The following is a 21,173-nucleotide window of genomic DNA, read 5'->3' as shown; positions in this document are numbered from 1 at the left end:
AAGCCGTGTCGTACACGCTCCGTGCGTGGACGGACCGGTGGCGTGATCTTCACCCCACCCGTTGACCGTGGACACGACCTGCCCGAAGCTTTCGCGCGGCCCACATGAAGATCGCATTATCACCACGATTGCTTCACATGCGGGCCGGTCGGTTCACCCTCCCCGGAAGGACTCTCCCCGTGCGTCGTACCGCCGCCCTGTTCGCCACCGCCCTGCTCGCCGGTGCCGCCGCGCTCACCGCGCCCGCCGCCGCCGGAGCCGCCGAGAGCACCACCCGGAACGCGGCGTCCACCACCGTCCCGGGCCCGGGCGGCGTCGGGAGCTGCACCGTCACCGACGTCGACCTGGTCCCCAACGGCAGCTGCTCGGGCCTCGACCCGCAGCAGACCTGGCGCGTCGCGGTCGATTGCGCGGGCTACGACTGGACCTGGCACGTGCCCATCTACTCGGGTGCGGTCAGCGACTGGGTCACCGGCAGCGGCACCGCCAGGACCGGGTGCATGTACCCGCTGATGCCCGGTGCGGGCCGGATCGAGTTCGGTCCGGCCGTTCCGGCGGGCCCGGTCGGCCAGATCACCGGGATCGCCGGCAAGTGTCTGGACGTGCGGGGCGGCAGCACCGCCAACGGGACCCAGACCCAGATCTGGGACTGCCTGGGCAACGTGAACCAGACCTGGAAGGTCGGCGCCGACGGCACCGTCCGGGCCGTCGGCAACTGCCTGGACGTCGAGGGCGGGCGGACCGGCAACGGCACCCTGGTGCGGACCTGGGAGTGCAACGGCAGCGGCGCCCAGCAGTGGCGGGCCCGTCCGGACGGTTCGCTGGTCAACCCGCAGTCCGGCCGCTGCCTGGACGTCCGGGGCGTCTCCAGCGCGAACGGCGCGGTCCTGCAGATCTGGGACTGCTTCGGCGCCACCGCCGCCAACCAGGTCTGGCACCTGCCCGCCTGATGCCCCCGGCAGTACCGACCGATTCCCCCTCACCCCCAAGGAGCCCCGCCATGCGCCGTACCGCCACCCTGCTCACCACCGCCCTGCTCGCCGGAGCCGCCGCGCTCACCGCGCCCGCCGCCGGTGCCGCCGAGAGCGCCGCTCAGAGCGCGCCGTCCGCCCAGACCGCCGCGAGCTGCACCGTCGGCAGGAGCGGCGTCGGCTTCCTCGGCACCTGCTCGGGCATCGACCCGCAGCAGACCTGGCGGCTCGCGGTCACCTGCCAGGGCTTCGACAGCAACGGGTTCCCCACCTTCTCGGGTTCGAGCAGCGGCTGGGTCACCGGTAACACCAGCGCTTACGCGGGCTGCTTCTACCCGATGATGGCGACCGGCGGCTGGATCGTGAACGGTTCCCCCGTCCCGGCGGGCCCGGTCGGCCAGATCAGCGGCTACGCGAACAAGTGCGTGGACGTGCGCGGTGGCAGCACCGCCAACGGGACCCCCGTCCAGATCTGGGACTGCCTCGGCAACGTCAACCAGACCTGGAAGATCGGCACCGACGGCACCATCCGCGCCCTCGGCAAGTGCCTGGACGTCCAGGGCGGACACACCGGCAACGCCACCGTGGTCCAGACGTACGACTGCAACGGCACCGGCGCCCAGCAGTGGCAGGTCCGCCCCGACGGCTCGCTGCTCAACCCGCAGTCCGGCCGCTGCCTGGACGACCTCGGCTTCTCCACCACCAACGGCAACCAGCTCGGCATCTGGGACTGCAACGGCGCCGCCAACCAGAAGTGGAACCTGCCGGCCTGACCGGCACCGCCCCCACGGCGCGCGCGGCCCCCGCCGCGCGCGCCGTCACTGCTCCCGGGCGCCGTCATTCGTCCGAGTGACGGGAAGCCAGTCGCGTGCGTGTGCCGGTGGCAGGCTTCATTGCGGAACGAACGGAGGGCAGCGGGTGACGGACGACGACGCGGGGGCGGAAGCGACCGCCGAGCACGACAGGGTGTGCGGGACGACCGCCGGCTCCGAGCCCGCCGAGTCGGTGATGATCACCACTTCGCTGCGGCTGCCGAAGCCGGTGATGGACGAGGTGCGGCGTCGGGCTCGGGAGCGGGGGTTGAAGCCGACCGCCATCATGCGGGAGTGGATCGAGGCCGCCATCGCGGACACGGACGAACCGCTGCCGTTGAGCGTGATCGCCGCAGCGGTCGCGCGGTACCAGCAGCACCGGAAGCAGGAGCGTGCGGCCCGGATCGCCTTGACCTTCGAGCAGGCACCGAGTTGGGATGCCGTCGGGCGCGCCGAACGCATGCACGAGGCGGAGAAGAGGTCTCGGTGACCCCGTCCCCGCTCAGGCGGTGAGGGCCGGGACGGCCGACGCCGTGTGGCGGGCCTCGTCGTAGCGCTCCAGGAGGAGGGCGGCCAGTTCGGGGGCGGGGCCGAGGACGTCGGCCAGGACGTCGGCGCCGTCCGATGCCGCCGCGATGCGGTCGGGCAGGAGGCCGGGGGCGAGCAGGTAGGGGGCGACGGCCGTGCGGGTGGCGCCCGCGGCGCGCAGGGCGGCGAGGGCGTCGGGGACGCGGGGGCCGGCGGCGGAGGCCTGGGCGACCTCGACGGCGGCCCAGCCGCGGGTGCGCCGCCACTCGGCGGCCACCGCGCGGGTCGCGGCGCCGGCGGCCGGGTCGGAGGAGCCCGCGGCGGCGAGCACCACGCCGGTGCTGGAACGGACGGCAGGGGAGGAGACGTCCAGGCCGGCTGCGGCGAGCCGGCGGTCCAGGGCGGCGAGCAGCAGTGGGGACGGACCGAGCACGTCCGCGACCGGCAGTCGGGAGCCGGCGGCGCGCAGGGCGGCGGGGATGTCGTGCTTGGCGTGGAACGCCCGGTTGAGCAGCAGTGGGACGGCCACCGCGTCCGCCAGCCGGCCGACCACCTGCGGGATCCGCGGCGCGCAGTGGTCCAGATAGGCGGTGGCGACCTCGACGCCGGGCCGCTGGGCCCGCACCTCCTCGACGAGCGCGGCCACGGTCGCGGCGTGGCGCGGGTCGCGGCTGCCGTGGGCGATGAGGAGGAGGGCGGGCATCAGCGGTGCCTCACTTGCCGGTGGCCAGCAGGCCGCGGTTGCGCAGCACCCGGCGCTCGACCGGGGTGAACACCAGCAGCTCGATGGCGATGCCGACGAACAGGATCAGGATGATGCCGAGCAGCACCCCGGACATGTCGGAGAACTCGCGCTGGTCCTCCAGGAAGCGGCCGAGGCCCCGGCCCAGGTCGGGGGAGGAGGCGACCAGTTCGGCGGCCATCAGCGAGCGCCAGGAGAACGCCCAGCCCTGCTTGAGGCCGGCCAGGTAGCCGGGCAGCGCGGCCGGGATCAGCACGTGCCGGGCGCCGGTCAGGCCGGTGGCGCCGATGGTGCGTCCGGCCCGCAGGAACAGCGGCGGCACCTGGTCGATGCCGGCCACCAGGCCGTTGGCGATGGAGGGGACGGCGCCCAGCAGGATCACCGCGTACATCATCTGGTCGTTGATGCCGAGCCAGATGACCGCGGCGGGCACCCAGGCGACCGAGGGCAGCGACTGCAGGCCCTGCAGGACCGGGCCTATCGCGGTGCGCACCGGCCTGATCCGGGCGACCACCAGCCCGATCGGGGTGCCGATGACCACGGCGAGCAGGAAGCCGGACAGGCCGCGCCAGACGCTGGTCCAGATGATCGAGAACAGCGTGCCCTGGTACCAGAGGTCCTGCGCGGAGCGCCACACGTCCGCCGGGCTGGGCAGCTTGTACGACGAGGTGACGTGCAGGCTGTACGCCCCCTGCCAGAGCGCGAGCACGACGAGCACGCCGATCAGCGGCGGCAGCGCCTTGGTCCGCAGGGCCTGGCCGATCGAGCCGCGGTGGGCGGTGACGGTGTCGAGGGCGTCCAGGCCCGCGCCGACGTCGGCGGTGTCGCTCGGGGCCTTCCCGGCCCGGTCGGTCTTCTCCAGGACGGGGGTGGTGTCAGTGCTGGCCATGGCGACGGATCTCCCCACGCAGTTCTTCGGTGATCTCGATGGACAGGTCGGCGACGCCGGAGGACTCGATGCGGCGCGGCTGCGGCAGGTCGATCCGCCACTCGCGGGCGACCCGGCCGGGGCGGGAGGAGAGCAGCACGACCCGCTGGGCGAGCCGTACGGCCTCGCGGACGTTGTGGGTGACGAAGAGGACGGAGAGCTGCCGTTCGGCCCAGATCCGGGTGATCTCGTCGTGCAGCACGTCGCGGGTGATGGCGTCGAGCGCGGCGAACGGCTCGTCCATCAGCAGCACCTTGCTGCCCTGGGCGAGCGCCCGGGCCATCGCCACGCGCTGGCGCATGCCGCCGGACAGCTCGTGCACCCGCTTGCCGTACGCGCCCTGCAGGCGGACGAGTTCGAGCAGCCGCTCGGCTTCGGGGCGGCGCTCGGGGCGGGGCAGGCCGGCCAGCTTGAGGGCGAGTTCGATGTTCTTCCCGGCGGTGAGCCAGGGGAACAGCGCGTGCTCCTGGAACATCAGGGCGGGGCGGCCGCCGGTGACCTCGATGGCGCCGGCGCTCGGCTTGTCGAGGCCGGCGACCAGGTTGAGCAGGGTGGACTTGCCGCAGCCCGAGGCGCCGAGCAGGGTGACGAACTCGCCGGGCGCGACGTCGAGGGTGATGTCGTCCAGGACGTGGGTCTGCGCTCCGGGGCGGCCGAAGGACTTGTGCACGTGCGAGATCCGGACGGCGGGCGCGCCGCCGTGGGCGTCGGCGCCGGGGGCGTCCGCCGAGGTGGTCAGTGCCGTGGTCATCCGGGCACCTCCTGGTGAGTGGTCTGCGGGGCTGCGGGGCTACGGGGCTGCGGGTCGGGGCCGTGGCCCGGGCCCCGCCCGTCCCGGTGGGCATCGATCGGGGATCGACCGGGGGCGGGCGGGGGCCGGACCGCGGAGTCGGGGACGAACGGCGGTGCCTCGGGCGTTACTTGGAGCCGAGCCCGGCGTCCGCCACGGCGGCCTGGCCCTGGGCGGCGAGGACCTTGTTCAGCAGGGTGAGGTCGTAGATGCCGTTGAGGCTGGGCTTCTTGAGGAGCCCGGCGGTGACGGCGTGGTCGGCCTCGGTCTGCAGGGTGTTCGCCAGCGGGTCGTCCAGGAAGTCGATGTCGGCCCAGGCCGGGTCGAGGACGGCCGGCTCCAGCGCGTTCCCGGCTTCCTTCTTGATCGCCTCGTTGGCGTCGGCCTTGGCCTTGTCGGAGTTGGCCTTGATGAAGGCGTTGGTCTTCACCGAGCCGCGCAGCACGGCCTCCACCACGTCCGGGTGTTCCTTGAGGAACTTCTGCGAGACGATGATGTTGGTGATCACGAACTTCTTGTCCGGCCAGACGTCCTTCTCGTTGAGCAGGACCTTCGCGCCGAGCGTGACCAGCTTGGAGGCGGTGGGCTCGGGGACCCAGGCGCCGTCGATGGAGCCGGACTTGTAGGCGTCGGGGGTGACCTTGTTGTCGGTGCGCACCACCGAGACGTCGCCCGCGCCGGAGGCCGCGTCGACCTTGTAGCCCTTGCCCGCGAGGTAGTTGAGCAGCGCCACGTCCTGGGTGTTGCCCAGCTGGGGGGTGGCGATCTTCTTGCCCTTGAGGTCGTCCAGGGAGGAGACCTTGTCCGGGTTGACCACCAGCTTGACCCCGCCGGAGGCCGAACCGCCGATGATCTTCAGCGACTTGCCCTCGGACTTGGTGTAGCCGTTGATCGCCGGGGAGGGGCCGATCCAGCCGATGTCGATCGAGCCGGCGTTGAGCGCCTCGATCTCGGCGGGGCCGGCGTTGAAGACCTGGGTCTTGACCTGGGTGGCGCCCAGCTCCTTCTGGAAGAAGCCCTCCTGGAGGCCGACCAGCGGGGTGCCGTGGGTCAGGTTGGCGAAGTAGCCGATCTTCACGGTGTCGGCGGACAGCTTCGCGCCGGAATCCCCGGCGGTGGCCGCCGCGTTGGCCTTGGTGTCGGAGGACTTGTCGGCCTTGGAGCCGTAGCTGCAGGCCGACAGCAGGGCCACCGCGGTGAGGCCGGCCGCCGCGGCCGCCGCCGTGCGTCTGATCCGGCCGGCGTTGGGGCGGGTGCGCCCATGGGAGGAAATGCCGTGGGAAGGTGCCTGGTTCGGTGCCATGGTGAGTCCTGTTCGCGGACGGACCGTCAGGAGGCGGTCCCGGGTGGACGGGCGGAAGGTGGTGCGCGCGGCAGCGGAGTGCCGGGGCAAGCCGGGCGGCTGTGGGGGAAGACAGCCCGGTGACAGGGCGTTCTCAGCCCTGTCGGCCCGCACATCGGGTCAGGCCGCCCTGGCCGCTGCCGAGGACGCCGCTGCCGATGCGGCCGCCTTCCTTGTCCATGCCCGAGAACGCCTCGCTGGGCATCAGACCCAGTCCTCCTCTTGGGGTGCGTCGGGTGCGTCGGTGGTGCGTACGGTCTCGAAGGCCTCGCCCGCCATGCCGGCGGTGAGGGTGGTGCCGTCGGCCGGGTCGATCAGCAGGAAGGAGCCGGTGCGACGGTTGGCGGAGTAGGTGTCGAGGGCCAGCGGCTCGGCGGTGCGCAGCACCACGTGGCCGATGTCGTTGACGTTCAGCCCCTCGGCGCCGGACCGCTGTTCGAGCGTGTCGCCAGGCTTGGTCGGCAGAGCGATCCGGTAGGAGATCTCCTTGACGAGGGCGCGCACGGTCCGGGTGGTGTGCTTGAGCAGCACCTTGTCCCCGGCGCGCAGCGGCCGCTCGTTGAGGTGGCTGACGGTGGCCTCGATGTCCTTGGTCGGCGCGGGGGCCGGGCCGGCGGCGAGCAGGTCGCCGCGGGAGATGTCGAGGTCGTCGGTGAGCCGGACGGTGACGGACTGCGGGGCCCAGGCGATGTCGGTCGACCGGCCGAGGGCGTCGATGCCGGCGACGGTGGTGGTGAGGCCGGAGGGCAGCACGGTGACGGGGTCGCCGACGCGCAGCACGCCGGAGGCCAGCTGGCCGGCGTAGCCGCGGTAGTCGGGGTGCTCCTCGGTCTGCGGGCGGATCACGTACTGGACCGGGAAGCGGGCCGGTTCGGCGCTGGGGTCGCTGCCGACCGGCACCGTCTCCAGGTGCTCCAGCAGGGTCGGGCCGCCGTACCAGTCCATGTGCGCGGAGGGCTCGACGACGTTGTCGCCGGCGAGGGCGGAGATCGGGACCGCCAGCACGTCCTTGACGCCGAGCGAGGCGGCGTAGGCGGTGAACTCCGCGGCGATGGCGGCGAAGACGGGCTCCGCGTAGTCGACCAGGTCCATCTTGTTGACGGCCAGCACCACGTGCGGCACCCGCAGCAGCGCGGCGACGGCGGCGTGCCGGCGGGTCTGCTCGACGACGCCGTTGCGGGCGTCGACCAGGACGACGGCGAGCTCCGCGGTGGAGGCGCCGGTCACCATGTTGCGGGTGTACTGCACGTGCCCGGGGGTGTCGGCGAGGATGAACCGGCGCCGGGGGGTGGCGAAGTAGCGGTAGGCGACGTCGATGGTGATGCCCTGCTCGCGTTCGGCGCGCAGGCCGTCGGTGAGCAGCGCCAGGTCGGGCGTCTCCTGGCCGCGGTTGCGGGAGGCGTGCTCGACGGCCTCCAGCTGGTCGGCCAGCACCGACTTGGAGTCGTGCAGCAGCCGGCCGACGAGGGTGGACTTGCCGTCGTCGACGGAGCCGGCGGTGGCGAAGCGCAGCAGCGAGGTGGCGGTGGTCTCGATGGTCGTGCTCATTAGAAGTACCCCTCGCGCTTGCGGTCTTCCATCGCGGCCTCGGACAGTTTGTCGTCGGCGCGGGTGGCGCCGCGCTCGGTGAGGCGGCTGGCGGCGATCTCCGCGATCACGGCCTGGATGGTGGTGGCGTCGGAGTCGACGGCGCCGGTGCAGGACATGTCGCCGACGGTGCGGTAGCGGATCAGCCGCCGCTCGACCGGCTCGTTGTCCTTGGGGCCGCCCCACTCGCCGGCGGTCAGCCACATGCCGCTGCGGGCGAAGACGTCGCGCTCGTGGGCGTAGTAGATCTCCGGGAGCTCGATGCCCTCGCGCTCGATGTACTGCCAGACGTCCAGCTCGGTCCAGTTGGACAGCGGGAAGACCCGCACGTGCTCGCCGACGGCGTGCCGGCCGTTGTACAGCGACCACAGTTCGGGGCGCTGGCGGCGCGGGTCCCAGGCGCCGAACTCGTCGCGCAGGGAGAAGACGCGCTCCTTGGCGCGGGCCTTCTCCTCGTCGCGGCGGCCGCCGCCGAAGACCGCGTCGAAGCGGTTGGACTCGATGGCGTCCAGCAGCGGCACGGTCTGCAGCGGGTTGCGGGTGCCGTCCGGGCGCTCGCGCAGCCGGCCGTCGTCGATGAAGTCCTGGACGTGGGCGACGTGCAGGCGCAGGTTGTGCTCGGCCGCGACGCGGTCGCGGTAGGCGATGACCTCGGGGAAGTTGTGCCCGGTGTCGACGTGCAGGAGGGAGAAGGGCACCGGCGCGGGCGCGAAGGCCTTGAGCGCCAGGTGCAGCATGACGATGGAGTCCTTGCCGCCGGAGAAGAGGATCACCGGGCGCTCGAACTCCCCCGCGACCTCGCGGAAGATGTGCACCGACTCGGCCTCCAGCGCGTCCAGGTGGGACAGCGCGAAAGGCCCCCCTGAATTCTGGCCGGGGTCGTCGGTACGGACCGGGCTGTCGGTCGCGGTGGTCATGCGAGGCCCCTCTCGGTCAGGAAGGCGTGCAGCTCGGCGGCGCTCTCGGCCACCGCGCGGCCCTGGGTCTGCAGCCGCAGCTCGGGGTCCACGGGCGCCTCGTACGGGTCGTCCACGCCGGTCAGGCCGGAGATCTCGCCGGCCGCCTGCTTGGCGTACAGGCCCTTGACGTCGCGTTCGGCGCACAGCTCCACCGGGGTGGCGACGTGGATCTCCAGGAAGTCGGTGCCGGCCGCGGCGTGCCGTTCGCGCACGGCGGCGCGGGAGTCGGCGAACGGGGCGATCACCGGGGCGAGCACCTTGACGCCGTTGGCGGCGAGCTTCTCGGCGACGAAGCCGATCCGGGTGACGTTGGTGTGCCGGTCCTCGCGGGAGAAGCCGAGGCCCTTGGAGAGGAACTCGCGGATCTCGTCGCCGTCCAGGACCTCGACCTTGTGGCCCTCGGCGCGCAGCCGCTCGGCCAGCGCGAAGGCCAGCGTGGTCTTGCCGGCGCTCGGCAGCCCGGTCAGCCACACAGTGGCGCCGCGCTCGCAGGGGCCGGCCGTGGGGGCCGCCTCTGCGGCTCCGTCGGCGGCCAGGGTGTGAGCTGTCACGGTGTCAGTCCTTACGGGGTGGTCGGGCGGGGTGGTCGGGCGAGGCGGTCGAGCGGGTGGACGGGCGGGGTGGTCGGGCGGGTGGCCGATCAGGGTGGTCAGAGGTGGATGCCGCACTCGGTCTTGCCGGAGCCCGACCAGCGGCCGGCCCGGGCGTCCTCGCCCTCGGCGGGCTTGCGGGTGCAGGACAGCGGCGAGCAGCCGATCGACGTGTAGCCCTCCCACAGCAGCGGGTTGAGCAGCACGCCGTTGGCGGCGACGTAGGCGTCCACGTCCTCCTGCGTCCACCGGGCGATCGGCGCGATCTTGACCTTGCGGCGCTTGGGGTCCCAGGAGACCACCGGGGTGTTCGCCCGGGTCGGCGACTCGTCGCGGCGCAGGCCGGTGGCCCAGGCGTCGTACCCGCCGAGACCGCGGTTGAGCGGCTCGACCTTGCGCAGCGAGCAGCACAGGTCCGGGTCGCGGTCGTGCAGGGCCGGCCCGTGCTCGGCGTCCTGCTCGGCCACCGTCTTCAGCGGGGTGAGCGTGATGACGTTGACCGGCATGGTCGCGGCCACCGCGTCACGGGTGCCGATGGTCTCCGGGAAGTGGTAGCCGGTGTCCAGGAACACCACGTCCACACCGGGGAACACCGAGGAGGCGAGGTGGGCGACGACCGCGTCCTCCATGGAGGAGGTGACGCAGAACCGCTTGCCGAAGGTCTCGGCGGCCCAGGCCAGGATCTCCTGCGGGGTCGCCTCCTCCAGCTCGCGACCGGCCCGGACGGCGGCCGCCTCGTGGTCAGTCGCGGTGCTGCTCATGGGACGTCCCCCCGTGGTTGGTAGGTGACAGCAGGCCGAGGAACTTCAGCTGGAAGGCGCGGCGGCAGCCGTGGCACTCCCAGGCGCCGTGCCCGGCCTCGGAGGGGCGCAGGTCCTCGTCCCCGCAGTAGGGGCAGAAGAAAGGGGCGGCTCGCTCGCTCATGCGCCCACCTCGTTTCGCCGGCTGTGCCCACTCACGACAGCTGCTCCTCGTTGGCCCGGGCCGCCCACTGGGCGAAGCGCTCGCCCTCGGTGCGGTCGGCCTGGTAGCGGGTCAGCACGCGCTCGACGTAGTCGGGCAGGCCGGCGCTGGTGACCTTGAGGCCGCGGACCTTGCGGCCGAAGCCGGCCTGCAGGCCGAGCGCGCCGCCGAGGTGCACCTGGTAACCCTCGACCTGCTCGCCGTTCTCGTCGGTGACGAGCTGGCCCTTGAGGCCGATGTCGGCGACCTGGATGCGGGCGCAGGCGTTCGGGCAGCCGTTGATGTTGATGGTCAGCGGCTCCGCGAAGTCCGGCAGGCGCTGCTCCAGCTCGTCGATGAGCGTGCGGCCGCGCTCCTTGGTCTCGACGATGGCGAGCTTGCAGTACTCGATGCCGGTGCAGGCCATGGTGCCGCGGCGGAACGGCGAGGGGGTGACCCTCAGGTCGAGCTCCTCCAGGCCGGCCACCACCGACTCGACGTGCTCCTCGGCGATGTCGAGGATCAGCATCTTCTGCTCGGCGGTGGTGCGCAGCCGGTCGCTGCCGTGGGCGGCGGCGAGGTCGGCGATCCGGCCGAGCAGCTTGCCGTCGACCCGGCCGACGCGGGGCGCGAAGCCGATGTAGAACCTGCCGTCCTTCTGCGGGTGGACGCCGACGTGGTCGCGCCAGCGGCCGGCGGGCTCGGCCGGGGCGGGGCCGTCGACCAGCTCGTACTTCAGGTACTCGTCCTCCAGCACCTTGCGGAACTTCTCCACGCCCCAGTCGGCGACCAGGAACTTCAGCCGGGCGCGGTTGCGCAGGCGCCGGTAGCCGTAGTCGCGGAAGATGCCGATGACGCCGCCGTAGACGTCGGCCACCTCGTCCAGCGGGACCCAGGCGCCCAGCCGCACACCCAGCTTGGGGTTGGTGGACAGGCCGCCGCCGACCCACAGGTCGAAGCCCGGGCCGTGCTCGGGGTGGACCACGCCGACGAAGGAGATGTCGTTGATCTCGTGCGCGACGTCCAGCAGCGGGGAGCCGGAGACCGCGCTCTTGAACTTGCGCGGCAGGTTGGAGAAGTCCTTGTTGCCGATGAAGCGGCGCTGGATCTCCTCGATGGCGGGGGTGCCGTCGATGATCTCGTCCACGGCGATGCCGGCCACCGGGGAGCCGAGGATGACGCGCGGGGTGTCGCCGCAGGCCTCGGTGGTGGAGAGGCCGACGGCCTCCAGCTTCTGCCAGATCGCCGGGACGTCCTCGATCCGGATCCAGTGGTACTGGATGTTCTGCCGGTCGGTCAGGTCGGCGGTGCCCCGGGCGTACTGCTCGGAGACCTCGGCGACCGCCCGCAGCTGCGGGACGGTCAGCTGCCCGCCGTCGATGCGCACGCGGAGCATGAAGAACTCGGCGTCCAGCTCGTGCGGCTCGAGGATCGCGGTCTTGCCGCCGTCGATGCCTTCCTTGCGCTGGGTGTAGAGGCCCCACCAGCGCATCCGGCCGCGCAGGTCGGCGGGGTCGATCGAGTCGAAGCCGCGGTGCGCGTAGATCGTCTCAATACGTGTCCGCACATTGAGACCGTCGTCGTCCTTCTTGAACTGCTCGTTGGCGTTCAGAGGAGTGTGGTGCCCCATGCCCCACTGGCCCTCGCCGCGGTGGCGGGTCACCTTGCGGGCCGCGGCCGGGCGGTGCTCGGCGGGGCGGTCGGCCGTGGGCTCGACGGTCTCGGGAGAGGTGGCCATGGTGAAGTCCTTCGGGCAGGTGGCGCTGGCGCTGGTCGGGTCGCGGGGCGTGCTCGGCCGTGCGGCACTGCTCTGACCTGCGGGTTTCTCAGGACCGGGAGGGCAGTGACCGTGGCCGGGCGGGCGCCTGCGCATCCGCTGCGGCGGGGCTGGCGGGAACGGGCGGCGCCGGGTGCGGTGGTGCGGCGGGGATGGGCTCAGGTCACCGGACAGATGGCGCTGGACACGCGAAGGAGATCGACGTGAAGTCGACCTACTAGGGTGGTTCCGGCGCTACGCATGGCAAGAGATTCGCACGGCCCGGGACTCGCGGTCCACTAACATCCGAATACTGGACTCTAGGGTTTCGATATGTGGGACGTCCGGAGGTTCCCGCCGCTCCCCGCCCGGGCACCCGGCCACGCGCCCGCACCCCGGGGAGATCAACCGGAGTGCCCCGGCCCGATACCGTTAGCCCTGTGCAAGCAGCAGGCGATACGAGCAGACCGGCCCCCGAGCGGCCCTCCAGGCGCCGGGGCAAGGGCTCCCGGCGCGCGGCCAAGCGGGCCGGCTGGCGCCGTACGGCGTGGGAACTGGTCAAGGACACCACCAACACCTGTGTGGAGTACCGGGTCACCGGCCTCGCCGCGGAGGCGGCCTTCTTCACCCTGCTGTCGATCCCGCCGCTGCTGCTCGGCCTGGCCGGCACCCTCGGCTACCTGGACGAGTTCCTCGGCGCGGGCACCATCGACCGGCTCAAGCACGACATCGTCTCGGCCTCCGGGACGGTGCTGTCGGACTCCTCCGTCAAGGAGGTCGTGGTCCCGCTGCTGAACCAGGTCTTCGACCACACCCGGCCCGACCTCGTCTCGATCGGCTTCCTGCTGTCGCTGTGGTCGGGCTCCAGGGCGCTCTACATCTTCATCGACACCATCACCGTCATGTACGGGCTCGACGGCAAGCGCGGCATCGTCAAGACCCGGATGCTGTCCCTCGGCCTCTACCTCGGCGCCCTGGTGATCGGCTCGCTGGTGCTGCCGCTGCTGATGGCCGGTCCGGGACTGGTGGAGAACGCCGTACCCGGCATCGCCGGACTGGTCGGCGCCGCCTACTGGCCGGTCGCGATCGTGCTGCTGATCGTCTCGCTCACCACGCTCTACCACCTGGCCGTCCCGGTCTCCACCCCCTGGCGCGAGGACCTCCCCGGCGCCCTGGTCGCCCTGGTGGTGCTGGTCTTCTGCAGCGTCGGCCTGCGGGTCTACCTGGTCAGCTCGGTCGAGGGCCCCTCGGTGTACGGCTCGCTGGCGGCGCCGGTGGCCGTACTGCTGTGGATCTTCGTGGTGGCCCTCGCCGTCCTCATCGGCGCCGCCATGAACGCCGCGATAGACCGCCGCTGGCCCACCCTGGAGACCGCCGACGCCCGCGCCGAGAACGAACGCGCCCACGAGGAGGCCGCCGCCGCGGTGGTCCGCGAGGTGGCCGCCCGGCGGGCCGTCGAACGGGCCCGGCGCGCCCGCGAGCTCGGGCTCGCCGACGGCGTCGAGGAGGAATGGGGCGACGAGGACGGCGAGGACGTCGACGTGCCTTCCGAGTACCCGGAACGGTGGGCCGACGTGCTGGCCGCCGACAACGTGCGCGGCCGGCTCACCGCCCGCGGCGGGCCCCACCACCGGCCCGCCCCGCCGCCGCCGGACAGCGACCGGCCGTCCGGGCCGCCGCCGGGCGCGCCCGCCGGGTCCTCGCAGGTGCCGCCGGGGCTGTCCGGGCCGCCGGGGCAGGAGGTGCCGGGGTACCCGCCCCGACCGCCCCGGCCGCCGTGGGAGCAGCGGTAGGCGGAACGGGTGATGGACGGGCGGGGCCTCTTCCGCGGGTGCGGGGGAGGCCCCGCCCGTTTTCCGTCCGCGGGGTGTCAGATGGTGGCTCCGCCGGGGTCAGAGGGTGGCGGCGGGCCGCTGTGGGGTGGCGGACGGGAGGGGCGTCGCTCCGGCGGGCGTGGGTCCGACGGGGGTGGATCCGGCGGGCGTGGATCCGGCGGGCGTGGATCCGGCGGGCGTCGCTCCGATGGGCGTGGATCCGGCAGGGGTCGGATCGCTCTCCGTGGGGCGGGCCCGGACCGGGGGCGGCTCGGGGGAGGCGGGGGCCGGCTCCAGGGCGGTGCGCCCCGAGGAGTCGCTCAACTTGATCAGCAGCGCGACCATCAGCCAGTTCGCCAGCAGCGAGGAACCACCGGCGGCCAGGAACGGCAGCGCCTTCCCGGTCAGCGGGACCAGCCCGCTCACCCCGCCGACGACCACGAAGACCTGCAGCGCCAGCGCCGCCGACAGGCCGGTGGCCAGCAGCTTGCCGAACGGGTCGGTCAGGCCGACCGCGGTGCGCAGGCCGCGCTGGATCAGCAGCACGTAGACCAGCAGCACGGCCGTCACCCCGGCCAGGCCCAGCTCCTCGCCGATGGTGGTGAAGATGAAGTCGCTGCGCCCGGCGAAGCCGATCAGCCAGGGTCGGCCCGACCCCAGTCCCGTCCCGGTCAGGTGCCCGGTGCCCAGGCTGAACAGCGCCTCGGCGGGCTGCTCGGAGATCGCCTTGTCGTGCACCGGCTTGTAGTAGTCGAGCGGGTGGAGCCAGGCCTCGACCCGGCCGTGCACGTGCGGCTCCACGGTGCCGACCACCGCCGCGCCGCCGACCGCCATCAGCAGGCCGAGCACCACCCAGCTGGTGCGCTCGGTCGCCACGTACAGCATCACGATGAAGACGCCGAAGAAGATCAGCGAGGTGCCCAGGTCGCGCTCGAAGATCAGCACCAGCAGGCTGACCACCCAGATCGCCAGCACCGGTCCGGCGTGCCGGCCGCGCGGCAGGGTCATCCCCCAGATCTTGCGGCCGGCCAGCGCGAGCGCGTCCCGGGACGCCGTCAGGTAGCCCGCGAAGAAGATCGTGATCGCGACCTTCACGAACTCGTCGGGCTCGAAGGAGAGGCCGAACAGCCGGATCCAGCGCTTGGCGCCGAAGCTGTCGCTCGGCGAGGCCACCGGTGCGGCCAGCAGGATCAGCGCGCCCGCCATCAGCAGGTAGACGTAGCGCTGGAAGAACCGGTGGTGCTTGACCAGCACGATCAGCGCGAGCGCCACCGCCACCGAGATGAACACCCACATCAGCTGGGAGGGCGCGGCCGGGAGCTTCTGGTAGTCGCCCTTGGCGCTGTGCGCGGCCTTGTAGCTGAAGTCCAGGCGGTCCAGCAGCACCAGTCCGAAGCCGGTCAGGAAGACGCCCAGCGGCAGGATCAGCGGGTCCGCGTACGGCGCGAACCGGCGCACCGCCAGGTGCGCGGCCCCGGCCAGGGCGCCCAGCGACAGGCCGTGCACCAGCAGCCCGGGCGGCATCGAGCCGGTCAACGCCAGATCGGCCTCGATGTGTCCGGCCAGACAGACGGCCACCGCGAGTGCCAGCAGGCCCAGCTCGATGTTGCGGTGGCGCGCGGCCAGCCGGCGGCCGTCGCCGCGTGCAGTGCTTCGCACCTCGTGTCGTCCCCTTGTCACCCCCCGTGGCGGGTGTCGCCGACGGGCATCCTGCCAGACGTCCCGGTCTCCGCGGCGGTTGCGGACGGAGGGGATCCTGGGGCAGAACTTTGCCTGGGCAAAGCATTGTTGGGGCTGGGTAAAGCCTTGTTCAGGGGCGGGTATAGAGGCGGGCCCCGGGTGCGGCGGGCCGACGGGGGAGGCACATCATGAGCCGGTCGGGGTGGCGCGTCACGAGCCGGCCGGAGAGGCGCGTCAGGAGCCGCTCAGGGAGGCGCGTCATCGGCGGGCGGGACGAGCCGCTCGGGGTGGCACGTCATCGGCGGGCGGGCCGAGCATGGCGAGCGGGATTCGCGGGACTCGCGGGACTCGCGGGACGAGCAGGGCGAGCGGGACTCGCGGCACGAGTGAGGTGGACGGACGGATGGACGGCACGGCCGGCGGCGGAGCCGTCGCACTCGCGTACAGCGGGCCGCCCCCGTGGCAGTGGTCGGACCTGGCCACCTCCTGGACCGCCGAACCGCTGGTGCTCACCCTCTCGGTGCTGCTCGGCGCCTGGTACCTGACGGCGGTGCGCACCGTCCACCGGTCCGGCGGCGAGCGCTGGCAGCCCAGCCGCACCACCGCGTTCCTCGGCGGACTGCTGCTGTGGATCTGGTGCACCTGCTCCGGACTCGGCGTCTACGACCGGATCCTCTTCACCGACCGGGCCGTGCAGGTCGTGCTGCTGCTGATGGTCGTCCCGCTGCTGCTGGCGCTGGGCGCGCCGGTCTCGCTGCTGCTCGGCGCCGCGCCGCCGGCCCGGCGGGAGCGGATCCTGCGGGCGCTGCGCAGCCGCCCGTCCAAGGTGCTGATGTTCCCGGCGGTCTCCACCGCGCTGCTGATGGCGCCGCCGTGGCTGCTCTACTTCACGCCCTGGTACGAGGAGTCGGTGTCCAGCGGGTTCGGGAACGTGCTGCTGCACGTGACGCTGGTGCTGCTCGGCCTCGCCTACTTCTGGCCGCGACTGCAGATCGACCCGGTCGGGCACGAGTACCCGGACCTGGTCGGGCTGTTCATCACCTTCGCCGAGGTGATCTTCGACGCGGGGCTCGGGATCGTGCTGATCTACGGCGGCCACCTGGTCGCCGAGCACCACTACGCGGCGCTCGGGCGGCCGTGGGGGCCGAGCCTGGCGCAGGACCAGACCTGGGGCGGCAACGCGTTCTGGGTGCTGGGGGACCTGGTCGGGCTGCCGTTCCTGGCCGCGCTGGTGCGGCGGATGGTGGTGCGGGGCCGGGAGGAGATCCGGGTCGTGGACGCCGAGCTGGACGCCCGCTTCGAGGCGGCGGCCGAGGAGGCGCGGGCGGCCGGGCGGCCCGAGGAGGAGGAGACGGGGATGCGGCCGTGGTGGCTGGACGACCCGAACCTGAAGCACCGGTACGGCGGCGGGTAGGGCCCTCGTGTTCGATGGGCCAACTTTGGCCCCTCGATGAGTTCCTGGCCGCCTGCCCAGCGCGTTTTCGCAGGTCAAAAATAGGTTGGCGGGCTCGGGACGCTCCGCTAGCGTGTGACGTGTTCGGTTCGGGGGCCATTGGGCCGCCCGAGGAGTAGAGAGCAGGAGGTGAACCCCCGTGGTCGTTGTCGCCCCGATAGCTGCCCAGGGCAGCGCTCGCGTTCACCTCCTCTTCCCGGCCGCCGGCTGAGCCCTTCGCGCCAGTCGTAGCCCGCCGGGACCATCTCCCCCGAAGGGCCACTGCGTTGATCAACGCTGCCTCCGTTCCGTCTTTCTCCTCTTCCTCTTCTTCTTTCCTCTCCTCTTCCCCGGAGTCCGCCGAGGGCTCCGTGCTCGCCGGCTACGGCTGGACGTCCGAGCTCGAGGAGTCGTTCGCCCCGCTCGGCGAGGCCGGGCTGGTTCCGGCCCGGATCGTCCGGGTCGACCGCGGCCAGTGCGACGCCGTGATCGCCGACCCGGAGACGGGCGAGCCGCGCACCGTCCGGTTCGACACCCGGCCGGTGGGCGACGCCGACATGATCAACTGCCCGTGCACGGGCGACTGGGCGGCCGTGGACCTCCACGCCCAGCCGATGGCGGCCGTCGTCGCGCTGCTGCCGCGCTCCACCGCGATCATCCGCAAGGTGGCCGGCAAGCGCTCCGACGGCCAGGTGCTGGCGGCCAACGTGGACACCGTCCTGATCGCCTCCTCGCTCGCGACCGACCCCGACCTCGGGCGGATCGAGCGCTTCCTGGCCCTGGCCTGGGAGTCCGGCGCCGACCCGCTGGTCGTCCTCACCAAGGCCGACCTGGTGGACGACGCCGACTTCATCCGGGCCGACGTCGAGGGCATCGCGCCCGGGGTCACGGTGCTCGTCGTGAGCGCCGAGACCGGTGAGGGCATGGACGTGCTGCGCGCGTGCACCCCCGGGACGACGGCGCTGATCGGCCAGTCCGGCGTCGGCAAGTCCACGCTCACCAACGCGCTGGCCGGCGCTGCGGTGATGACGGTCCAGGAGGCCCGCGAGGTCGACCAGAAGGGCCGCCACACCACGACCACCCGCGAGCTGATCCCGCTGCCCGGCGGGGGCGTGCTGATCGACACCCCCGGGCTGCGCGAGGTCGGCCTCTACGGTGGCGGGGGCGTGGACCTGGCCTTCGCCGACATCGCGGAGCTGGCCGAGGAGTGCCGCTTCCAGGACTGCGGGCACCACACCGAGCCAGGCTGCGCGGTGCAGGCGGCGCTGGCCGACGGCACCCTGCCGCAGCGCCGGATGGACAGCTACCTCAAGCTCCAGCGCGAGAACGAATGGATCGCCTCGCGCACGGACGCCCGGGTGGCCAAGGCCCGACTGCAGAGGTGGAAGACGATCCACAAGTCGATGCGGGCCGCGGGAGGCACGATGAAGCGTTGACCACGGATCGTCGCCCGCCACCCGCGGGGGCCGGCCGACCGCCGTCCGGCGGTCACCGGCCGACCCCCGCGGGGGCCCACCCGGCTCAGCGGAGGTCGGCCACCAGGCGGAAGCGCTGCAGGACCAGCGGAGTGGCGTCGTCCACGGTGAAGTCCGGGTCGTCGAGGGCGGCGAGCATCTCCGGACTGCGCCAGAAGCCCTCGTGGGTCGTACGCCACTCGGCCACGCTCTCGTACCCCTCGCCCTCGTCCAGGGCGTGCCGCAGATCGACCTCGGCCAGCGGGACCACGCGGACGTCCGTGGTCTCGATCACCGCGACCCGGCGGCCGTCCGAGTCCAGGACGGCGGCCAGCTCGCCGACCTGCGGCAGGGGGTCGCCCTCGTGCTCGTAGTCGGCGACCAGTCCGGTGGTGCTGGTCTTGGCGCCGCTGAGGACGGCCGCGACCAGCTGGTCGCGCAACGGACCGGGGAAGGCGAACTCCTCCGGTGGCAGGGCGGTGACCCGCGGGTCGTCCGGGCCGCTGTAGGGGTGGTCGGCAGGCTGGCCGCCGGGCTGCTCGCTCATGCGGGCGAGCGTAGCCCCGGGCCGGCCGGACGGCCGCGCATTTTCCGGCGGGCGCTGGGCGGCGGGCGGTGGGTGGTGCGGTGGGTGGTGGGTGGGGAGGGGGTGGGAAGGGGAAGGGGGGAAGCCCCCACCGGCGGTGCCCGAATGGCGATGTCCGATTCCCGCCAGTCACCCCCCACCCGATCCCGCAGACTGGACAACGTGATCGACGACGACATCCGGTACCGAGCCGTGGACAGCCGAGACGCCCGCTTCGACGGCGTCTTCTTCACGGCCGTCACCTCCACCGGCATCTACTGCCGACCGAGCTGCCCGGCCGTGACCCCCAAGCGCGTCAACTGCGTCTTCTACCCCAGCGCCGCGGCCGCCCAGGGCGCCGGTTTCCGGGCCTGCCGGCGCTGCCGCCCCGACTCGGTGCCGGGTTCGCCGGAGTGGAACCACCGCGCCGACCTGGTCGGCCGCGCGATGCGCCTGATCGGCGACGGCGTGGTGGACCGCGAGGGCGTGGCGGGCCTGGCCGGCCGGCTCGGCTACAGCTCCCGCCAGCTGCAGCGCCAGCTCACCGCCGAGCTCGGCGCCGGCCCGATCGCGCTGGCCCGCGCCCGGCGCGCCCAGACCGCCCGGCTCCTCCTGCAGACCACCGAACTGCCCGTGACCGACGTCGCGTTCGCGGCCGGCTTCGCCTCCGTCCGCCAGTTCAACGACACCGTCCGCGAGGTCTACGACCGCACCCCCAGCGGCCTGCGCGCCGAGGTCGCCGCCGGCCGCCGCACCGCCACCCCGGCCGGTGGCCTGACCCTGCGCCTCGCCTACCGCGGCCCGCTGGACAGCGAGCACCTGATCGACTTCCTCGCCCTCCGGGCCGTTCCCGGCGTGGAGGAGGTGGTCCCCGGTGCGTTCCCCGGCGTCCGTACGTACCGGCGCACCCTCGCGCTGCCGTACGGCCACGGCATCGCCGAGGTCGACGGCCTGGCGCCGGACGAGCCGCGCACCCGCGGCTGGCTGGACTGCCGCCTGTTCCTCGCCGACCTTCGCGACCTGCCGACCGCCGTCCAGCGCCTGCGCGTCCTCTTCGACCTGGACGCCGACCCGCTCGCGGTCGACGAGCAGCTCGGCGCCGACCCGGTGCTCGGTCCGCTGGTCCGGGAGCGTCCCGGGCTGCGCTCGCCCGGCCACGTGGACCCGCACGAGCTCGCCGTCCGCGCCGTCCTCGGCCAGCAGATCAGCGTCGGCGCGGCCCGTACCCTGGCAGGGCGGCTCGCCGAGAAGTACGGGACCGAGCTGCCCGAGCCCAGCGGCGGCCTGCGACTGCTCTTCCCGACCGCGGCGGCGCTGGCCACCGCCGACCCGGAGGACTTCGCGATGCCCGCCGCCCGCCGCCGCGCGCTCACCGGACTGTGCGCGGCCCTGGCCGAGGGCACGGTGAGCCTCGACAGCGGGGTCGACCGGGAGGAGGCCGCGGCCGGGCTGCTGGCCCTGCCGGGCATCGGCCCCTGGACGGTCGGCTACCTGCGGATGCGGGCGCTCGCCGACCCCGACGTCTTCCTCCCGAGCGACGTGGGCGTCAAGCACGGCCTCGTCCGGCTCGGCGCCCCCGGCGACCCGAAGTCCGCCGCCCACGCGGCCGAGACCTGGGCGCCGTGGCGCTCCTACGCGGTCCACCGGCTGTGGGCCGGCCCCGCGACCACCAGCACCGGAACGGAGAACGCACCAGCATGAGCACCACCGACCCGATCACCGACCCGACCATCGGCAGCGACAGCGCTGCCACCACGGACAGCGCCGCCGCCACCAGCGTTTACACGACCATGGAGAGCCCCTTCGGCCGGCTGCTGCTCAGCGGCGTCCTGCCCGAGGACGGCGGGCCGGCCGCGCTGGCGACCGTCACCGCGCCGGGCCAGAAGTACGCGCTGGCCGAGCCCGCCGACGACTGGGTCCTCGACCCGGAGGCGCTCGCCGAGCCGGTCGCCCAGCTGACCGCCTACTTCGCGGGCGAGCGCACCGAGTTCGACCTGCCGCTCGCACCCGTGGGTACCGAGTTCCGCCGCAGGATCTGGGCCGCGCTGGACGAGATCCCGTACGGCAGGACCGTCACCTACGGCGAACTCGCCGAACTGGCCGGGCAGGAGCCGCGGATGGTCCGGGCGGTCGGCGGCGCGGTGGGCGCCAACCCCTTGCTGATCGTGCGCCCCTGCCACCGGGTGCTCGGCGCCAACGGTTCGCTCACCGGCTTCGCGGCGGGCGTGGACCGCAAGCGCCGACTGCTGGAGCTGGAGAGCGGCACCCTCTTCTGAACCCC

At 73.1% G+C, this 21,173-nt stretch carries 21 protein-coding genes; 8 read left to right on the top strand and 13 right to left on the bottom strand.

Features of this window, described 5'->3' with window-relative positions:
- Positions 1–179 precede the first annotated feature (179 nt).
- The 3 genes from ACYP53_RS30525 to ACYP53_RS30515 all read left to right on the top strand — a co-directional run bounded on the left by ACYP53_RS30525 (position 180) and on the right by ACYP53_RS30515 (position 2,273).
- Positions 180–950 (top strand): ricin-type beta-trefoil lectin domain protein, encoded by a 771-nt coding sequence (locus ACYP53_RS30525; RefSeq protein WP_459649740.1) that lies wholly within the window; start codon positions 180–182, stop codon positions 948–950.
- A 50-nt stretch (positions 951–1,000) separates the two neighbouring features.
- Positions 1,001–1,744 carry an RICIN domain-containing protein gene (locus ACYP53_RS30520; RefSeq protein ID WP_459649739.1) on the top strand — a complete coding sequence of 248 codons (744 nt, stop codon included), beginning with the start codon at positions 1,001–1,003 and terminating at the stop codon, positions 1,742–1,744.
- Between the two features lie 145 nt (positions 1,745–1,889).
- Entirely contained in the window at positions 1,890–2,273 is a 384-nt protein-coding gene (locus tag ACYP53_RS30515; protein WP_459649738.1) for a hypothetical protein, read from the top strand.
- A gap of 12 nt (positions 2,274–2,285) precedes the next feature.
- Here the strand turns inward: ACYP53_RS30515 and ACYP53_RS30510 are convergent, their stop codons facing one another.
- From ACYP53_RS30510 to ACYP53_RS30460, 11 genes are all read right to left on the bottom strand, one after another.
- Positions 2,286–3,014, bottom strand: coding sequence for a sirohydrochlorin chelatase (locus tag ACYP53_RS30510; protein WP_189914855.1), 729 nt, complete (start codon positions 3,012–3,014; stop codon positions 2,286–2,288).
- 10 nt (positions 3,015–3,024) lie between these two features.
- Positions 3,025–3,942 (bottom strand): ABC transporter permease, encoded by a 918-nt coding sequence (locus ACYP53_RS30505; RefSeq protein WP_459649737.1) that lies wholly within the window; start codon positions 3,940–3,942, stop codon positions 3,025–3,027.
- A complete protein-coding gene (locus ACYP53_RS30500) occupies positions 3,929–4,732 on the bottom strand; it encodes an ABC transporter ATP-binding protein (protein WP_189914851.1) in 804 nt (267 codons plus the stop codon). The genes ACYP53_RS30505 and ACYP53_RS30500 overlap by 14 nt, the downstream gene beginning before the upstream one ends.
- 166 nt (positions 4,733–4,898) lie before the next feature.
- Positions 4,899–6,074: an aliphatic sulfonate ABC transporter substrate-binding protein gene (locus ACYP53_RS30495; RefSeq protein ID WP_459649736.1), complete on the bottom strand. Its 1,176-nt coding sequence runs from the start codon at positions 6,072–6,074 to the stop codon at positions 4,899–4,901.
- A gap of 243 nt (positions 6,075–6,317) precedes the next feature.
- Positions 6,318–7,661, bottom strand: coding sequence for a sulfate adenylyltransferase subunit 1 (locus tag ACYP53_RS30490; RefSeq protein ID WP_189914847.1), 1,344 nt, complete (start codon positions 7,659–7,661; stop codon positions 6,318–6,320).
- Positions 7,661–8,617 carry a sulfate adenylyltransferase subunit CysD gene (gene cysD, locus ACYP53_RS30485; RefSeq protein WP_189914838.1) on the bottom strand — a complete coding sequence of 319 codons (957 nt, stop codon included), beginning with the start codon at positions 8,615–8,617 and terminating at the stop codon, positions 7,661–7,663. The genes ACYP53_RS30490 and cysD overlap by 1 nt, the downstream gene beginning before the upstream one ends.
- Complete coding sequence (gene cysC / locus ACYP53_RS30480; RefSeq protein WP_459649854.1) at positions 8,614–9,195, bottom strand: adenylyl-sulfate kinase; 582 nt, start codon at positions 9,193–9,195, stop codon at positions 8,614–8,616. The genes cysD and cysC overlap by 4 nt, the downstream gene beginning before the upstream one ends.
- A 113-nt stretch (positions 9,196–9,308) precedes the next feature.
- A complete protein-coding gene (locus tag ACYP53_RS30475; protein ID WP_189914830.1) occupies positions 9,309–10,010 on the bottom strand; it encodes a phosphoadenylyl-sulfate reductase in 702 nt (233 codons plus the stop codon).
- Positions 9,991–10,173: a hypothetical protein gene (locus ACYP53_RS30470; RefSeq protein ID WP_030060859.1), complete on the bottom strand. Its 183-nt coding sequence runs from the start codon at positions 10,171–10,173 to the stop codon at positions 9,991–9,993. The genes ACYP53_RS30475 and ACYP53_RS30470 overlap by 20 nt, the downstream gene beginning before the upstream one ends.
- Positions 10,174–10,204: 31 nt before the next feature.
- On the bottom strand, positions 10,205–11,929 hold the full coding sequence (locus ACYP53_RS30465) for a nitrite/sulfite reductase (RefSeq protein WP_459649735.1): 1,725 nt from the start codon (positions 11,927–11,929) through the stop codon (positions 10,205–10,207).
- A gap of 197 nt (positions 11,930–12,126) precedes the next feature.
- Positions 12,127–12,210 carry a putative leader peptide gene (locus ACYP53_RS30460; protein ID WP_373313697.1) on the bottom strand — a complete coding sequence of 28 codons (84 nt, stop codon included), beginning with the start codon at positions 12,208–12,210 and terminating at the stop codon, positions 12,127–12,129.
- 177 nt (positions 12,211–12,387) lie between these two features.
- Between ACYP53_RS30460 and ACYP53_RS30455 the strand changes: the two genes are divergently transcribed.
- Positions 12,388–13,740 carry a YihY/virulence factor BrkB family protein gene (locus ACYP53_RS30455; protein ID WP_189914826.1) on the top strand — a complete coding sequence of 451 codons (1,353 nt, stop codon included), beginning with the start codon at positions 12,388–12,390 and terminating at the stop codon, positions 13,738–13,740.
- A gap of 99 nt (positions 13,741–13,839) precedes the next feature.
- Here ACYP53_RS30455 and ACYP53_RS30450 read toward each other — a convergent pair whose 3' ends face one another.
- Positions 13,840–15,420: an FtsW/RodA/SpoVE family cell cycle protein gene (locus ACYP53_RS30450; RefSeq protein WP_459649734.1), complete on the bottom strand. Its 1,581-nt coding sequence runs from the start codon at positions 15,418–15,420 to the stop codon at positions 13,840–13,842.
- A 424-nt stretch (positions 15,421–15,844) separates the two neighbouring features.
- On the opposite strand from ACYP53_RS30450, the gene ACYP53_RS30445 reads away from it, so the two are divergent.
- Complete coding sequence (locus ACYP53_RS30445) at positions 15,845–16,855, top strand: cytochrome c oxidase assembly protein (RefSeq protein WP_189914824.1); 1,011 nt, start codon at positions 15,845–15,847, stop codon at positions 16,853–16,855.
- A gap of 389 nt (positions 16,856–17,244) precedes the next feature.
- Positions 17,245–18,309: a ribosome small subunit-dependent GTPase A gene (gene rsgA / locus ACYP53_RS30440; protein WP_229928453.1), complete on the top strand. Its 1,065-nt coding sequence runs from the start codon at positions 17,245–17,247 to the stop codon at positions 18,307–18,309.
- An 85-nt stretch (positions 18,310–18,394) separates the two neighbouring features.
- Here rsgA and ACYP53_RS30435 read toward each other — a convergent pair whose 3' ends face one another.
- Positions 18,395–18,874 (bottom strand): ASCH domain-containing protein, encoded by a 480-nt coding sequence (locus ACYP53_RS30435; RefSeq protein ID WP_189914822.1) that lies wholly within the window; start codon positions 18,872–18,874, stop codon positions 18,395–18,397.
- Positions 18,875–19,018: 144 nt separating this feature from the next.
- Between ACYP53_RS30435 and ACYP53_RS30430 the strand changes: the two genes are divergently transcribed.
- Positions 19,019–20,593, top strand: coding sequence for a DNA-3-methyladenine glycosylase 2 family protein (locus ACYP53_RS30430; RefSeq protein WP_459649733.1), 1,575 nt, complete (start codon positions 19,019–19,021; stop codon positions 20,591–20,593).
- The gene (locus ACYP53_RS30425) at positions 20,590–21,168 is read left to right on the top strand and encodes a methylated-DNA--[protein]-cysteine S-methyltransferase (protein ID WP_459649732.1); all 579 of its coding nucleotides are present in this window, start codon (positions 20,590–20,592) and stop codon (positions 21,166–21,168) included. Before ACYP53_RS30430 ends, ACYP53_RS30425 begins: the two co-directional genes overlap by 4 nt.
- Positions 21,169–21,173: the final 5 nt, after the last annotated feature.

The organism is Kitasatospora sp. Ki12 (assembly GCF_054601375.1).
Note: the sequence above shows the minus strand (reverse complement) of the source record. Positions and strands in the feature narration are given on the sequence as shown.